Source organism: Candidatus Seongchinamella marina, assembly GCF_026262685.1.
Taxonomy (GTDB): Bacteria; Pseudomonadota; Gammaproteobacteria; order Pseudomonadales; family Halieaceae; genus Halioglobus; species Halioglobus marinus.
The window spans coordinates 329,032-342,481 of the sequence record NZ_SHNP01000003.1 but is presented as its reverse complement, the minus strand read 5'-3'; the positions used below and the strand labels follow the sequence as shown (position 1 = coordinate 342,481).

The following is a 13,450-nucleotide window of genomic DNA, read 5'->3' as shown; positions in this document are numbered from 1 at the left end:
TTCAAAATTTTTACTCCTGAACCGTTCATTGTTCCACACTTTCCACTCCCTGAGAAATTTACTCCCGCGGCGTTGGCGGCTATGCTGCCGTGCTTTAACAGCGAGCAGTCCTTATGGCCCTGGCTATTTTTGACCTGGACAACACCCTGATCGGAGGAGATAGCGACCACCTTTGGGGGCAATTTGTCTGCAACCGAAACCTGGTTAACAGCGAACATTTTTCTGCGCAAAACGATCAGTTTTATAAGGATTATAAGTCGGGCGACCTGGATATTGCCGCCTACCTGCGCTTCGCTCTTGCACCGCTGAAAGGTCAGCCACTGGATGTGCTGGCCGATTGGCACCGGGACTTCATGCGCGAAATGATCAGCCCGGTGATACTGCCCAAGGCACAGCAATTGATCGCCAACCACCGCAATCGCGGCGATGAACTGCTGATCATCACCGCAACTAATGAGTTTATTACCCGGCCCATCGCCACGGCACTGGGTATCGATGATCTTCTTGCCTGCGAGGCCGAGATAGTTGACGGACGTTACACCGGCGAACCAGTAGGAACGCCTTCCTTTGGTGCAGGCAAAGTCACCCGGCTGGAAGCGTGGTTGCAAAACCGGGATACCTCGCTGGAAGGCGCTTATTTTTACAGTGACTCGCACAATGACCTGCCGCTGTTAGAGCAGGTGGACAAGCCCATCGCGGTTGATCCCGATGCTACCTTACTGGCGCGAGCAAAAGAGGCCGGCTGGCCCGTCATCTCACTGCGGGCTTGACCGAGAGCCCATACCACTCAGAGCTTTCTGGCAAATACCGCCTTCAGGTACTCAGTTTCGGGAATCGCCGGATGCACCGGGTGATCAGGGCCTTGTGCGCCCTGCTCCACTACTCTCAGCTGACAACCCGCCCTAACCGCCGCCTGCTGCATTGCCAGCATCAGGTCTGAGCGGGCAAGATGCATTGAGCAAGAGCCCGAAACCAGCAAGCCACCCGTATTAAGAAGACGCAGACCCAACTCGTTAATGCGTCGATAAGCGGTGACACCTTTTTTGATATCCTTGCGTCGCTGAATAAATGCGGGCGGGTCCAGAATGACCACATCGTAGGTGAGCCCCTCACTTATCATCTGCTTCATCGTCTCTGGCGCCGAGCCCTGCCGCACCGATACCTTGTCGGCAATATTATTGAGCGCTGCATTAACCATCACCCCTTCCAGGGCAGTAGCAGAACTATCGATACAACACACCCGATCCGCGCCAAACGATCCCGCCTGTATGCCCCAGCCACCGATATAGCTGTACACATCAAGTACCGACTTGCCGGCAACCCAGGGCGCCAGCCTGGCCCTGGCCATGCGGTGATCATAAAACCAACCGGTTTTTTGTCCCGCATGAACTGGCGCCAAAAACCGCACACCGTTTTCCTCCAGCGGGACCTGGTCGGGCACGCTACCCAATACGATCTCGCTATCTTCTGCCAGACCGCTCTCGCGGCGGCTGCGGCTATCGCCACGCAGCAAGATTCCCTCAGGCGACAGTAATTTTTGCAGCGCCTCGAGCAAGGGCTGCCGATGTCGCTCTATACCGGCATTATTGAGCTGCACTACAAGGTAAGGACCAAAGCGATCGATAACGACCCCAGGCAATAAATCACTGTCACCGTAGACCAGGCGGTAAAAAGGCTGAGTGAAAACTGCATCGCGACCGGCCAGTGCCGTTTCCAGACGCTGATAGAAAAGACCGGTGCTGAGGGTCTGACCCTCAGCTGGCGCATACAAACGAGCACAGATCAGTGCTTGCGGTTCCATGTAAGCAGACCCCAACAGCACACCATCAGCACTGCGCACACTAACGATATCGCCAGGCTCGAAGCCGCCTAGCGGCGAACGCTTGGTATCCACTTCATTGGAATAAACCCACAAGTGCCCCCCACGCAAACGGCGGTCGGCGCCCTTGCGCAAAAAGAGGCCTGCAGTAAGAGTCACGGACGGTAGCTCAGCTCACCGAGATTCTGTGTGACGACTAATCGTCTTCGTCGCACTTACTCTGATAGTCCTCGGCATTGAGCAAGGCGTCCAGTTCGCTGGTATCGGCAGGCTGTAACTTATAGAACCAGCCATCATTGTAAGGGTCGGAATTAACGGTTTCCGGCTCGTCTTCCAGCAACTCGTTGACTGCCAACACTTCGCCTCCCACTGGAGAGTATATGTCTGATGCGGCCTTCACTGACTCGACGACTCCGGCTTCTTCGCCTGCCGCCAGGGCACTGCCCACGTCAGGAACTTCCACGAATACTACATCTCCCAGTGCATCCTGGGCATGATCGGAAATACCGATGGTTACGGTGCCGTCTTCTTCAAGGCGCACCCATTCATGGCTGCCGGCATATTTCAGTTCGCTTGGTGTCTGACTCATGGAGCGTCCTCTGCATTGATCAATGGTATTAGGCTAAGCGGGACATTCTAACGGGAGGTTGGTGAAACACAACACGGTTATTAACCAATGCCCATCGCCTGGCGCATCAGTTTTGTCTTGAGTGGACCGACCTGGGCGACACCGCGCATTCCAGCATTGCGCAACCACCTGAGCGGCAGCGCCTTCTGCTCAAACAGCCGCTTGAACCCGTCCATCGCAGCCATCATCAGCAGGTTTTCGCCCTTACGGCGCCGCTGGTAGCGACCCAACACATCCAGCTGACCTGGTTCCAGACCTTTGGCGTGAGCAGCCAACAGCTCCTCAGCCAAGGCGGCGACATCCTGTAAACCCAGATTGATCCCCTGGCCTGCCAGCGGATGAATAGTGTGCGCCGCATCTGCAACCAGGGCGACTCCCGGCTGGATGTAGTCAACCGCATGCCTCTGCCTCAGCGGAAAGGCAGCGCGGGCGCTTGCGCCGATGACGCCACCCAAATTACCTTCAAATACGCGGCTCAATTGGGTACAAAATGCGTCGTCGTCCAACGCCAGAACTTCGGCGGCCCTGTCGTCTGTCAGCGACCACACGATTGAACAATAGTGCTGGTCTGACGTCCCTGGCAGCGGCAGGAAAGCCAGCGGCCCGGTGGGCAGGAAACGCTGCCATGCGGTGGCCTGGTGTTCCTCGGCAGTTTGCACCGTGCACACCAATGCCTGGTGACCGTAATCCCACTCTCTCGTTTTAAAGTCGAACATTTCGCGCACTCGCGAAAGCGCACCATCGGCGCCGACAAGCAAGGAAGCTTCTATTGTTTTGCCACTGTCCAGAAGAAGCTCCATTGAGCCGTCCTCACAGCGCTGGCAGCTTTGCAGGCGGTCAGGATTATATCGCTGAATGCCATGGGCCTGATCCATGGCCAGCAACAAGCCGTCTACAATGGCTCTGTTCTCAACAATATAACCCAGGGCCGGAGCCTTCAGCTCTGCACAGTCAAACTCAATGCGCCCGGTACCCTCTGCGTCCCAAACAGTCATATGGCCGTATGGGCAGTGACGATATCCTGCAATATGACTCCAGGCACCCAGCTGCTCGAGGAAACGCACAGAATTAGGCGTTAAGGCACTCACCCTGGCGTCGAAAGTTTTCAGGGAAGTATCATCCGGCAAAGGTTTGCGCTCCAGCGATTGAGCTTCCACCAAAGCCAGGGATAATCCCTGTCCGGCCAAAGCCACAGCAAGAGCACTGCCGGCAATGCCAGCGCCAATAATAACGACGTCGAACTTTTGCGCTGGCATCAGTTACTCTCCCATGGCGGCCACGCCCGCCGCATGATTGACAAAGTTCCGCTTCAGGGCTGGCACCAGATCCAGACCAGACAGCGCCAAATCCCTGGCCAGGCCGATCACCGGATCGCCTAACATGAATAGTGAAGGCAGCTGGTCGCTAAATGCTATGGTGCGCTGCTGGTCGTCCAACTGGCGCTGTTCGTAACGCTGCAGCACTGACAAATCTCCATAGGTCTCTCCCTTGTCTTCGGCATCTGCCAATACCTGAGCCAATTCTGCCACATCGCGCAGCGCCAGGTTGTAGCCCTGCCCCGCTACCGGGTGCAGTGCATGAGCAGCATTGCCCATAACCACCACGCCTTGTCTGACCTGCTCGGCAGATTTCACCAGCGACAGGGGGTAAGCGTTCCTTTGCCCCACCTGCTGCAAGCGTCCAAGCCGGTAACCAAAGCGGTCTTGCAACACTTCCAGGAACTCTTCATCAGGGCACTCTAAAAGATGCTCAGCCTCGTCCGGGGACAGGGTCCAAACCAGCGCACTGCGATTGCTGGCGCCACTCACACCCAGCAAGGGCAATAATGCCACTGGACCACACCGGGTAAACCGCTCATAGGCGCAGCCCTGATGTGCCTGGGCAAAGCCCACATTGGCTACCAGAGCGTGCTGACCATAGGGCTTTTCACTGACCGCTACACCCAGGCTTTTCCGCAGACCAGAGGAAGCGCCATCGGCTACAACCAGCAGACTAGTGTGCAGCTCAATATCGCTGGCGCCCTCTAACCGAAGCGTTACACCAGCGCCGCTGGGCTGGGCGTCAATGACCCTGGCAGGGCTGATCAGCTCGATTCGGCCCTGTCGATGCAGAACCTGGGCGAGAGTGGCGCCCAGCCAGGCATTTTCAACCACATAACCCAGAGCAGGCCAACCGTGTTCCTGGGCCTCCAGCAAAGTACTACCAAAGCGCCCACGATTGGAGACATGGATGCTCTGGATGCGGCAAAGCCACTGCTGCAAGTCCTGCCACACGCCCAGACGCTGATATATTAACTTGCTGCTGTAACTCAACGCTGTGGAGCGAGAGTCGAAGGAAGGATGATATTCGGGCTTATGACCGGGTAAGGACTCGGGAAAAGGAAAGCCCTCTACCAGCGCAATGCGCTTCTCGGCGGGGAGCACCTCTCCCAGGTACAGGGCGAGACTAATGCCCACCATGCCGCCGCCAGCGATAACAATATCGAACTGGGCACTCATAGCGAGCCAGCCATGGTGGACTCAATCTCCTCGACCGTGCGGGGTGCTCCCACGGAAAGTAACTCGCACCCCTGTTTGGTAATCAGCACGTCATCCTCGATACGCACGGCGATACCTCGCCATTTTCGCGCTACATTATTATTGTCAGGTGAAATATATATCCCAGGCTCAACAGTCATTACCATCCCTGCCTCCAGCAGGCGCCACTCATTACCCACGCGATAATCGCCTACGTCATGAACGTCCAGACCAAGCCAGTGACCGACCCGATGCATGTAAAAGTCCCGGTACGCTTGAGTCTCGATTAATGCGTCTACTTCACCCTGCAGCAGGCCCAAGTCTACCAGACCGGCGGTAATAACCCGGACGCTGGCATCATGGGGTTGGTTCCAATGGTTGCCGGCAACGATCTGGGCGATCGCCGCCTCATGGGCTGCCAGTACAATATTGTAAATCGCGCTCTGCTCAGTGCTGAAACGACCGTTGACAGGGAATGTACGCGTCACATCGGCCGCGTAGTACTCAAACTCACAGCCAGCATCTACCAGCACCAGGTCTCCATCTCGCATTTTTGCGCTGTTTTCCACGTAGTGCAGCGTACAGGCATTGCGGCCACTGCCTACAATGCTCAAATAGGCCGGATAGCGAGCGCCTCCGCGAATAAATTGATGCTGTAACTCGCCCTCCAGCTGGTACTCAAACATACCTGGCCGGCAGTGCTGCATGATATGTTTGTGGGCGCCTGCGGTAATCTCTCCCGCCCGCCGCATCAGCTTCTGCTCGGCCGCACTTTTAAACAAACGCAAGTCGTGAAGCATATGGTCCAGGTCGGTAAATTCGCCAGGCGGAACGGCGCCAGTGGCTTCCTTGCTGCGAATGCTATTGACCCAATCCATTATCTGTCGATCGAAGCTGGAGCTTCGCCCCATAGAGTAGTAAACCCGCTCTCTGCCTTCAATCAATCCAGGCAGAATGTCGTCTACATCTCCCACGGGAAATGCGTCGTCTGCGCCGAAACGTTCGCACGCACCATCCGGCCCTGCGCGATTACCGTGCCAAAGCTCCATAGTGTTGTCGCGTTCGCGACAGAACATGACATATTCACCGTGATCTCGACCCGGAATCAAAACCAGCACGGACTCGGGTTCTTTAAACCCGGTAAGGTAGTAAAAATCGCTATCCTGCCTGAAGGGGTACTCCGTATCCCTGCTGCGCCGGCGCTCCCCGGCGGACGGAATGATGGCAATACTGTTTGGCTCCATCAGCACCATAAAATTGCGCCTGCGACGAGCGTATTCACTATTGCTTATCTTCATACTGAAGTACTAATAAAGAAAATAACCGGGGTTAGCATAGGCTGATTTAATGCACGGAGGGCTGATCTCTATCGCCAGATTCAGCGCGACTATCCATGAAGATGTTGAGAGTCGCAAAACGCAGGTATTCAACAATTTCCATATAGGCGCCCTCCGCTTCTTCCTCGCTGCTATCTTCATCCACGACCGCCTCGACGATCGCAGCAAAGTCGCGAAGAATCTCGCTGCTATCCTGCCCGACCTGAGCCTGGTTGACCTGAGCGAAACCAGTGAGGAAGCCGCTTGCCCAGTCGGCAACGGCAATCGTGCGCATATCTATCTCAACGTCGTCGTCTGGCAGCAACGGGTGAAAGTCGAACTCCTCATCTTCCAGGGCGGCACCGGTCACCTGGTAAAGTTGCAGCATCTGTCCGGCCAGCTCGCCGTGCAAATTGATCTCCAGTGCCTGGCTCATCAGCGCAAGCCCCGCTTCTGCCTGCGCCGGGGCCCCGGCGGAAAGCAGCCCGCAGAGGCAACCGTGTAAATTGGAGGGCGACGATTCCAGGCCCTGTTCGAGTAAATGATTGGCCAATTCATCGATGTCAAAGACCTCGATTTCATCTCCGAATGGATCAAACATGGCGATTTCCTGAAAGATGCGTCCCGGCAACCGGGTTGAAGTTACAACACCAAACTAACAAAGCTTGGCAGGCCATTGATTTTCATTACTTTTGTTCCGTTGACCTCAATCGGAAGCGCCCTTATAGTAAAGTTCCTATAAGCCTAACACCAGTAAAACTCCATGGCGGACAAGCAACTGCAGGCTCTGGCACAAAAGATCGACCAGTTGATCGACCTGTGTAATGAGCTGAACAGGGAAAACCAATTGCTCAAAGCAGAGAACGCTGGCTGGCAGCACGAGCGTCAGGACCTGATCGATAAAAACGAATTGGCCCGATCGAAAGTGGAAGCCATGATTAACCGCCTGCGCACAATGGAGTAATTCGGTGAACCAACCTCATACCGTCACGGTCAAAATCCTTGATAAAGACTATCAGGTCGCCTGCCCGGAAGAGCAAGAGTCTGAGTTGGTTGTCTCGGCAAAATACCTGGACAAACAAATGCGCAGCATTCGCGAGACCGGCAAGGTTATCGGCTTGGAACGTATTGCGGTAATGGCTGCACTTAACATCAGCTACGAGCTGCTGCAGGCCTCGGAACACAGTGGTACCGGGGACCCCGCACCAAATTCGGGTGCGATGGAAGGTCTCAACAGAAAACTCGATGACGCCCTCTATCAATTACGACAATTGGAAATCGGCTGATCCCACTCCTAATCAGCGGGGAAATTCAAGAGCGATTTCGCTGTCCGGCTTGAGCTATACTTAAATTCGATTCCTGGCGTATGCGCCAGACAGGCAGTCCTCGAGCCGATAAATATACACCCGGGGGTGTCTCGTTGCTGTTGGTGTGCAAGTCCGGCCTGACCGGAAAGCCTTATGCAGTGCAGGTGCCTCCACCTTGAACCATCGGGTTCAAGGGCAGCCCTGTCAGCGGTACGGTGGGAATCTTTTTAATTGTCCATGAGCAAACCTAATTCTTCCAAGCTAGAACTCCGTCGTGCACTGCGACAGCGTCGCCGGGCATTGCCTCAGGCGCACCGGGCTAACACAGCGCGACAGCTTGTGCGCTCCGTCAAGACGCTCCTCGAGTGGAGCAGTGCCAGCAAAATTGCTCTTTATATGGCCAGCGATGGCGAGGCAGACCCCGCGGAGATCGCAAAAGCGCTACGTCATTCGGGCAAGACCCCTTATTTACCCATCATTCAGGAAGACAAGAGCCTGCGCTTCGCGCCCTGGACAGAGACTGCCACCTTGGTGGCCAATCGATATGGCATCCTGGAACCGCAAACCACATCCTGCACAGCTGCGGAATTGGACATCATCCTTCTCCCGCTAGTGGCCTGGGACACGCAGGGGCACCGGCTTGGCATGGGAGGCGGATATTACGACCGTAGTCTTGCGGGCGTACAAAACGTCATCAAGGTGGGTCTTGCTCTTGAGCTACAAAAAGTTGAGGCGCTGGTTACTGAGCCCTGGGATATCAGAATGGATTTTGTGGCGACCGAAAACGGCCTGATCCAGTGCCAAGGTGAAGGCTGAGCAAACCCTCAATCTTGAATGATGACGCCCGCTTGTAATTCGGAGGCGGGTGCCGCCACGGTGTCGTTGACAGTCATCGGCAAGACTAGTGTGACCACTACCCCCATACCAAAGATTGCCAAGAGGACTAGCATCAGGTCTGGCTTACGTTTCAATGAAAATTACTCTCTTATAATCACGTCGGAACGAGGCTCTTCTTAGAGGCCTTTGCTGTTATTATTATGGTGTAGCAACTACTAACTTTCGTGATTATTTCACAAAAACGAGAAATGTCTATAGCTCGCCAGGATTAAAGTCACTTTTAAATCTTTTTAAACATTCAGTCCTGCTCCCGCTGACCCAGGTAAAGTTGATAGGCAAGATTATCGGTTTCATCCCAATAGCGATAATCTATCTCCTCCAACACCCTGGTAAAATCTCGCTTTTCACTTGCAGGAACCTGAACACCCACCAGGATTCGACCATAGGCAGCGCCGTGATTACGGTAATGAAACATTGAAATATTCCAGCGCTGGCCCAGGCCAGATAAAAACTTGGCCATTGCGCCAGGACGTTCAGGAAACTCCACGCGGTAAACGCGCTCACTATCGAGCCCACCCGGGGCATGACCACCCACCATGTAACGTATATGCAGTTTCGCCACCTCGTTATCGGTAAGGTCTTTCGCTTCATAGCCTTTTTGCTGAAGTTTGATCATCAACTCCGCCAGATCCGTCCCCCCGGGCACGACCGAAAGACCCACAAACACCTGAGCTGAGCCGGCATCGGCATAGCGGTAGTTAAATTCAGTGATATTACGCCGACCAAGCGCATTGCAAAATGCTCGGAAGCTGCCCGGCTTTTCCGGAATAGTGACTGAGATTACCGCTTCGCGCTGCTCACCAATTTCGGTGCGCTCAGAGATGTAACGCAGACGGTCAAAATTGGTGTTGGCACCACTCACTATGGCCAACAGATCCTGACCTTGCGCGCCTTCCCGCTCGACGTAATGCTTGAGTCCCGCAAGGGCCAGGGCGCCAGCGGGCTCGGCAATACTGCGTGTATCTTCGAAAATATCCTTAATAGCAGCACACATCTCATCGGTGCCAACGGTAATGACCTCGTCCACCAGGTTTTTTACCACCCGGAAAGTCTCCTTGCCTACCTGCGCAACAGCGCAGCCGTCAGCGAACAAACCCACCTCTGGCAGCACGGCTCTGCGGCCTTTTTCCAGCGCGAGCTTCAGGCATGCGGCATCTTCTGGCTCGACACCAATGACACGGGTTTGGGGCCACACATATTTTACAAAAGCAGCCACTCCTGCCAGCAGCCCGCCGCCGCCAACCGGCACAAATATGGCGTCCAACGGTTGCTCATGCTGGCGAACAATCTCCATACCGACCGTACCCTGGCCCGCAATTACATCCGGATCGTCAAAAGGATGAACATAAGTCATGCCCTTTTCCTCCACCAACTTCGCGGCATGCGCTGCAGCCTCATCATAAGAGTCACCATGAAGTATCACCTTGGCTCCTCTATCTCGCACCGCGTCTACCTTGATTTGAGGTGTAGTGCGAGGCATGACAATAATGGCCTTCACCTTCATTTTATCCGCCGCCATGGCAAGGCCCTGGGCATGATTACCCGCCGAGGCAGCTACCACGCCCTTCGCGCGCTGCTCATCGCTTAAGCAATTCATTTTGTTATAAGCGCCGCGCAGCTTGAACGAGAACACGGGCTGCAGGTCTTCCCGCTTTAACCAGACTCTATTATCAAGACGTCGAGACATAAGCGCGGCCTGATCTACCGGGGTTTCGCGGGCAACATCGTAAACACGGGCGTCGAGAATGCGCTTTATATAGGACTGCGGCATGGGCCTTTTCCAGATTTTGGGACTAGCCGGCAATGTTAAAGGAGCCCGGCAATATTTCCAGCACTGATATGCCGGATTAATGCTGTCGGTAACTGGCCGCTGGCCTATACTGGTCTACCACCATCGCACTAGGAGTATCGAGCCAATGAACCAGGATGAACTGAAACAGGCTGTGGCCCAGGCTGCTTTGGATTATGTGCGCCCAAAGATTGATGACGATACTGTCCTGGGTATTGGCACCGGCTCCACCGCCAACCTGTTTATCGACTGTCTGGCGGAAATTCGCGGCAGCATCAACGCCACCGTCGCCAGTTCAGAAGCCTCCGCTGAACAATTGAAGGCCCATGGCATCCCGGTTTACGACCTCAATGCGGTGGATCAGGTGGATTTTTATATCGACGGGGCAGACGAGAGCAACAGTGCTCTGCAACTGATCAAAGGCGGCGGAGCGGCGCTCACGCGAGAAAAAATAGTAACAGCAGTGGCCCGCGAATTTATCTGCATCGCCGATGAGTCCAAACTGGTGCACACTCTGGGGGAATTCCCACTGCCGGTAGAGGTGGTGCCAATGGCTCGCAGTCATGTCGCCCGGGAGCTGGTCAAACTGGGGGGAGATCCTGTCTACCGGGACGGTGTGGTCACCGATAACGGCAATATTATCCTCGACGTTTACAACTTCGCGATTCCCCAACCACTGGCAACAGAAGCAAAGATTAATGGCATTACCGGTGTGGTAACCAACGGCCTGTTCGCCCTTAAACCGGCGGACGTGCTGCTATTGGGCACCGCAGAGGGCGTTAAAACCCTCTATCCAGTCGCCTAGCGTTTCATTCGGGAAGACGGATAAACCACTGACCATAGCCAGCGCCAGAAACTATTGCCAGCCAGCACTTCTGCGCTGATAGCATCAAAAAAGCGCTCCAGCTCCGCAGGGTTGGCAAAGTAATCCATGCGAGTGACAAACCCTCGCTCGGGGTCGAGTTCCTTCACCACTTTTGCTGGGTTGCCTGCAACGACCACATTTGGCGGTACGTCGCGTGTTACGACTGCACGCGCAGCTACCACCGAGTTTTCACCCACGGTCACACCCTTGAGCACCACTGAGCCATCCCCCAACCAACAGTTACGTCCTATGTGAACAGGTGTGGGCGTGGGGTCACGCTCGGTGCGATCGTAAATCATGTGCCAGTCAGAATCAGTCACATAGGCGCCATTCGCAAACATAGTGCCATCACCTATCGTCACCTCATCAGATGCACTGATTCGCGAGCCCGGGCTCATTAGTACACAATCGCCAATGTCGATGCGGCCTAGCCCCTCCTCCCTGCCCCAGACACCCACTTCCACCTGGTGCATAGGCTCACCGATAGCTGTAAATGAGCGACCAATGCGGATATTACTCCCCGAGATGTTGACATACCAGGGCTTCATAATGGTGTGATAAGGCCCCAGGCTTTCGCACTGTGGCCGCAAAAAATACTCCGCGTACCAATAGCGATAACGCAGGTACAATTTTTTCAGCCACCAGGGGCGAAGGTCTTTTCGCATGTAAACAATTCCAGACTATGTGCTCGAGATATTATGAAGCGCTATGATGGCAACCCCCGTGATGAACATCAATGGAACGAGGCTTTGATTTGCATGACCCAACCACACCAGTCTGAATTTTCACGCCCCGTGACCAGCAATCAGGCTGGGATTCACCCCCGACTGGCCCAGAACCTGCAACGTCACCTCAATACTGAGTTTCAAAGGCCCGTCGCGCCTCACTCCAAAGCAGCTTATCAGGAACTGGCGATCGCGCTTGGTGATAGCCAGAGGCCCATAGTACTCGACTCCTTTTGCGGTACGGGAATGAGTACTGCAATACTGGCTGCCCGCCACCCTGACCATTTTGTCATTGGCATAGATCAGTCCGCTCACCGACTGGGCAAGCATATATCAGCCAGCGACAGCAATTACCTGCTGCTGCGCGCCAACGCGGAAGATCTGTGGCAACTACTGTTGCAAAATGGTCACTTGCTGGCACATCACTATTTGCTCTACCCCAATCCCTGGCCCAAAAGTAAACATTTGCAGCGAAGAATTCATGGCCATAGCAGCTTCCCCGCGCTATTGGCACTGGGCGGCGAAATCGAAGTGCGTTCCAACTGGCAGCTCTACCTGGAAGAGTTCGGAGTGGCCATGTTTCTGACGGGGAGGCCTGGAACGGTTGCACAAATTTCAGGCGAACCATCCCTGACATTGTTCGAGGAAAAGTATCGACTCAGCGGTCACTCTTTGTGGCGCTTTCACAGTCCCCCACCGTGACGGATTCGCGTTTATAGGCTAAAGTCCCTCGTCCAAAGCGAGGAACCATAATGTCTGCAACTAAGCCTGACCTGGTCTGGGACCGGATTCGTACAGAGACTGAGAAGCACGCGCAGGAAGAAGCTGTGCTGGCGAGTTTTCTGCATTCAACAATTCTCAACCATGATTCCCTGGAATGCGCCCTGAGCTTCCATCTCGCCAGCCAGTTAGATAGCCCCACCGTAACCTCACTGTTATTGCGCGAGGTCATGCTGCAGGCCATGCGAGCCGACGATGCAATCCGCGAAGCCATTCGCGCCGACCTGTTAGCGGTAGTAGAACGCGATTCGGCCAGCCACGAATTGTATATTCCATTCCTCTACTTCAAAGGCTTTCATGCATTACAAAGCCACCGCATTGCGCACTGGCTGTGGCACAACAATCGAAAGTCTATGGGCCTGTTTTTCCAGAATCGAATCTCTGTAGAATTTGGTGTCGACATTCACCCGGCCGCAAAAATGGGCCAGGGCATCATGCTGGACCACGCCACAGGGTTGGTCATAGGGGAAACTGCTGTCGTTGGTAATAACGTTTCCATCCTGCAATCGGTCACACTCGGAGGAACGGGAAAGCAGGACGGTGACCGGCATCCCAAGATTGGTGATGGCGTACTCATCAGCGCCGGAGCGAAAATTCTGGGGAATATTTGTGTTGGCGATGGCGCCAAGGTTGGAGCCGGCAGCGTAGTTCTGGAAGACGTACCCCCACATACTACGGTTGCAGGTGTTCCGGCAAAAGTAGTAGGCCGCCCGGCGACCAATGCTCCCGCCCTGGATATGAATCACGATTTCTTCTGCGACAGCGGCGACGTAGAGGGTTAGGCATAGCCTAAACGCAGTAATGCCGT

Annotated in this window: 15 protein-coding genes and 1 other RNA gene; 8 read left to right on the top strand and 8 right to left on the bottom strand. The window is 54.8% G+C overall.

The annotated features are described in order from the left end of the window. Positions 1-113 precede the first annotated feature (113 nt). Complete coding sequence (locus tag EYC87_RS09990) at positions 114-770, top strand: histidinol-phosphatase (RefSeq protein WP_279252733.1); 657 nt, start codon at positions 114-116, stop codon at positions 768-770. A gap of 17 nt (positions 771-787) precedes the next feature. On the opposite strand, the gene EYC87_RS09985 is transcribed toward EYC87_RS09990, so the two are convergent. From EYC87_RS09985 to EYC87_RS09960, 6 genes are all read right to left on the bottom strand, one after another. Then, entirely contained in the window at positions 788-1,978 is a 1,191-nt protein-coding gene (locus tag EYC87_RS09985) for a class I SAM-dependent rRNA methyltransferase (protein WP_279252732.1), read from the bottom strand. 37 nt (positions 1,979-2,015) lie between these two features. After that, positions 2,016-2,408, bottom strand: coding sequence for a glycine cleavage system protein GcvH (gene gcvH / locus EYC87_RS09980; RefSeq protein ID WP_007230871.1), 393 nt, complete (start codon positions 2,406-2,408; stop codon positions 2,016-2,018). Between the two features lie 80 nt (positions 2,409-2,488). Beyond that, on the bottom strand, positions 2,489-3,703 hold the full coding sequence (locus tag EYC87_RS09975; RefSeq protein ID WP_007230883.1) for a UbiH/UbiF/VisC/COQ6 family ubiquinone biosynthesis hydroxylase: 1,215 nt from the start codon (positions 3,701-3,703) through the stop codon (positions 2,489-2,491). Between the two features lie 3 nt (positions 3,704-3,706). Further along, a complete protein-coding gene (gene ubiH, locus EYC87_RS09970; RefSeq protein WP_279252731.1) occupies positions 3,707-4,945 on the bottom strand; it encodes a 2-octaprenyl-6-methoxyphenyl hydroxylase in 1,239 nt (412 codons plus the stop codon). Next, positions 4,942-6,261 carry a Xaa-Pro aminopeptidase gene (pepP, locus tag EYC87_RS09965; protein WP_007230858.1) on the bottom strand — a complete coding sequence of 440 codons (1,320 nt, stop codon included), beginning with the start codon at positions 6,259-6,261 and terminating at the stop codon, positions 4,942-4,944. The genes ubiH and pepP overlap by 4 nt, the downstream gene beginning before the upstream one ends. Before the next feature lie 46 nt (positions 6,262-6,307). Next, positions 6,308-6,880 carry a UPF0149 family protein gene (locus tag EYC87_RS09960; protein ID WP_279252730.1) on the bottom strand — a complete coding sequence of 191 codons (573 nt, stop codon included), beginning with the start codon at positions 6,878-6,880 and terminating at the stop codon, positions 6,308-6,310. Positions 6,881-7,042: 162 nt separating this feature from the next. Between EYC87_RS09960 and EYC87_RS09955 the strand changes: the two genes are divergently transcribed. The 4 genes from EYC87_RS09955 (at position 7,043) to EYC87_RS09940 (ending at position 8,402) form a co-directional block, all read left to right on the top strand. Beyond that, positions 7,043-7,243: a TIGR02449 family protein gene (locus EYC87_RS09955; RefSeq protein ID WP_007230874.1), complete on the top strand. Its 201-nt coding sequence runs from the start codon at positions 7,043-7,045 to the stop codon at positions 7,241-7,243. Between the two features lie 4 nt (positions 7,244-7,247). Continuing rightward, positions 7,248-7,565, top strand: coding sequence for a cell division protein ZapA (locus tag EYC87_RS09950; protein WP_279252729.1), 318 nt, complete (start codon positions 7,248-7,250; stop codon positions 7,563-7,565). A gap of 67 nt (positions 7,566-7,632) precedes the next feature. Then, a non-coding RNA gene (gene ssrS, locus EYC87_RS09945) (6S RNA) lies at positions 7,633-7,812 on the top strand. 11 nt (positions 7,813-7,823) lie between these two features. Continuing rightward, positions 7,824-8,402, top strand: coding sequence for a 5-formyltetrahydrofolate cyclo-ligase (locus EYC87_RS09940; protein ID WP_279252990.1), 579 nt, complete (start codon positions 7,824-7,826; stop codon positions 8,400-8,402). Positions 8,403-8,721: 319 nt separating this feature from the next. On the opposite strand, the gene ilvA is transcribed toward EYC87_RS09940, so the two are convergent. Next, on the bottom strand, positions 8,722-10,254 hold the full coding sequence (ilvA, locus tag EYC87_RS09935) for a threonine ammonia-lyase, biosynthetic (protein WP_279252728.1): 1,533 nt from the start codon (positions 10,252-10,254) through the stop codon (positions 8,722-8,724). Positions 10,255-10,399: 145 nt separating this feature from the next. Between ilvA and rpiA the strand changes: the two genes are divergently transcribed. Then, entirely contained in the window at positions 10,400-11,077 is a 678-nt protein-coding gene (rpiA, locus tag EYC87_RS09930) for a ribose-5-phosphate isomerase RpiA (RefSeq protein ID WP_279252727.1), read from the top strand. On the opposite strand, the gene EYC87_RS09925 is transcribed toward rpiA, so the two are convergent. Beyond that, the gene (locus tag EYC87_RS09925; RefSeq protein ID WP_007229990.1) at positions 11,074-11,802 is read right to left on the bottom strand and encodes an acyltransferase; all 729 of its coding nucleotides are present in this window, start codon (positions 11,800-11,802) and stop codon (positions 11,074-11,076) included. The genes rpiA and EYC87_RS09925 overlap by 4 nt on opposite strands. Before the next feature lie 33 nt (positions 11,803-11,835). Between EYC87_RS09925 and trmB the strand changes: the two genes are divergently transcribed. Together trmB and cysE are read left to right on the top strand one after the other, a co-directional pair. After that, positions 11,836-12,564, top strand: a complete 729-nt coding sequence (gene trmB, locus EYC87_RS09920) for a tRNA (guanine(46)-N(7))-methyltransferase TrmB (RefSeq protein ID WP_279252726.1) — start codon at positions 11,836-11,838, stop codon at positions 12,562-12,564. Positions 12,565-12,614: 50 nt separating this feature from the next. Next, positions 12,615-13,424, top strand: a complete 810-nt coding sequence (cysE, locus tag EYC87_RS09915) for a serine O-acetyltransferase (protein WP_279252725.1) — start codon at positions 12,615-12,617, stop codon at positions 13,422-13,424. Positions 13,425-13,450 lie beyond the last annotated feature (26 nt).

Bases quoted from the DNA above. Each gene is read 5' to 3' on its own strand.
- ilvA (WP_279252728.1), bottom strand. From the start codon at position 10,254: ATGCCGCAGTCCTATATAAAGCGCATTCTCGACGCCCGTGTTTACGAT.
- EYC87_RS09960 (WP_279252730.1), bottom strand. From the start codon at position 6,880: ATGTTTGATCCATTCGGAGATGAAATCGAGGTCTTTGACATCGATGAA.
- gcvH (WP_007230871.1), bottom strand. From the start codon at position 2,408: ATGAGTCAGACACCAAGCGAACTGAAATATGCCGGCAGCCATGAATGG.
- rpiA (WP_279252727.1), top strand. From the start codon at position 10,400: ATGAACCAGGATGAACTGAAACAGGCTGTGGCCCAGGCTGCTTTGGAT.
- EYC87_RS09975 (WP_007230883.1), bottom strand. From the start codon at position 3,703: ATGCCAGCGCAAAAGTTCGACGTCGTTATTATTGGCGCTGGCATTGCC.
- EYC87_RS09940 (WP_279252990.1), top strand. From the start codon at position 7,824: ATGAGCAAACCTAATTCTTCCAAGCTAGAACTCCGTCGTGCACTGCGA.
- cysE (WP_279252725.1), top strand. From the start codon at position 12,615: ATGTCTGCAACTAAGCCTGACCTGGTCTGGGACCGGATTCGTACAGAG.
- EYC87_RS09990 (WP_279252733.1), top strand. From the start codon at position 114: ATGGCCCTGGCTATTTTTGACCTGGACAACACCCTGATCGGAGGAGAT.
- trmB (WP_279252726.1), top strand. From the start codon at position 11,836: ATGAAGCGCTATGATGGCAACCCCCGTGATGAACATCAATGGAACGAG.
- ubiH (WP_279252731.1), bottom strand. From the start codon at position 4,945: ATGAGTGCCCAGTTCGATATTGTTATCGCTGGCGGCGGCATGGTGGGC.
- EYC87_RS09925 (WP_007229990.1), bottom strand. From the start codon at position 11,802: ATGCGAAAAGACCTTCGCCCCTGGTGGCTGAAAAAATTGTACCTGCGT.
- pepP (WP_007230858.1), bottom strand. From the start codon at position 6,261: ATGAAGATAAGCAATAGTGAATACGCTCGTCGCAGGCGCAATTTTATG.
- EYC87_RS09955 (WP_007230874.1), top strand. From the start codon at position 7,043: ATGGCGGACAAGCAACTGCAGGCTCTGGCACAAAAGATCGACCAGTTG.